At 64.4% G+C, this 1,034-nt stretch carries 1 protein-coding gene; it reads right to left on the bottom strand.

What is annotated here, in order from left to right:
- Positions 1 to 245 precede the first annotated feature (245 nt).
- Positions 246 to 863, bottom strand: a complete 618-nt coding sequence (locus tag QR64_RS06235) for a recombinase family protein (protein ID WP_006553200.1) — start codon at positions 861 to 863, stop codon at positions 246 to 248.
- Between the last annotated feature and the right edge of the window lie 171 nt (positions 864 to 1,034).

The following is a 1,034-nucleotide window of genomic DNA, read 5'->3' as shown; positions in this document are numbered from 1 at the left end:
GGGGTAGCCGTAGCATTTGCCGAAAATCGGGCGGATATGGCGTAGTGCCCGGTCGGTGATCCGCTCGGCCTGTTGGGTCGAAACGATCGTCTGTCTCGCCACCGGCTCCTGGCGGGCGCGGCGTATCCGCCCAGCTCGCCGACGATCCGATTCGGGCCAGAACTCGTGTGGGACGTAAGGGCCCGCAACCCAAGGTTGTCAGGAAGTGCAAAGTAGCGGGATCCTGACGACAGGCTGGTGAATTCTCAGGCTCGTGGTGCAGCACTGCTGACGATGCGGTGGATGGTGGAGCGGCCGACGCTGTATTCCTCGGCCAGGTCCGCCAGGCTCGCGTCGTCGGCGGGGTCGTGGTAGCGGCGGTGGATTGTTTTCCGTGCCGTGAGAGGAAGTTTCGGCTGCTTGCCCTTGAGCCTGCCTTTCGCGCGGGCCTTGGCCATGCCCTCGCGGGTGCGTAGGTGGTTGAGGTTGGCCTCGAATTCGGCGACCATGGCCAAGGTTTGCAGGAAGAGCTTGCCGAACGGGTCGTTCCAGTCGTAGATCGAGCTCCCGAGTCCGAACAGCACCTCGCGCTCGCGCAGTTCGGTCAGGGTCTGGCCTGCTTCGGCCATGTTGCGTGCGAATCGGTCGAACTTCGGCGTGGTCAGCACTACCTGTCGCCCGTCGATGGCCGCCGCGGCGGAGGTGACGGCGGCGAGTGCGTTGTCGAGCCCGGCCCGGTTCTTGCGGGTGGTCCCGGAGAACCCTTTGTCGATGAAGATCCGCTCACGCGGCACTCCGAGCGCCAATAGCTGCTCGGTTTGGATCTCGACGTCTTGTTCGTCGGTGGAGCAGCGGCAGTATCCGACGCGGAACGGCTCACCCATGCCGAAAGTGTTCCAGATAGCGGGGGCTGACCGGCACAGTCAGCGGAACACCTCTACGGAACACCGGTGAGCTGGGCCGACGTTGGCTCTGCGTGGTGTTCCGGTGGCCGATCCGGTTACGGAACAGGTCAGGGGGTGTTATCGGTGTGTGGGGGTGTGTTGTGGGTGAGG

It is taken from the genome of Rhodococcus sp. Chr-9, assembly GCF_000801125.1.
In the GTDB taxonomy this organism is placed as follows: domain Bacteria; phylum Actinomycetota; class Actinomycetes; order Mycobacteriales; family Mycobacteriaceae; genus Rhodococcus; species Rhodococcus pyridinivorans.
This window is presented reverse-complemented; position numbering and strand designations above follow the sequence as displayed.

What these genes read in the sequence shown, in the direction of transcription:
- QR64_RS06235 (WP_006553200.1), bottom strand. Translation starts at nt 863, where the DNA reads ATGGGTGAGCCGTTCCGCGTCGGATACTGCCGCTGCTCCACCGACGAA.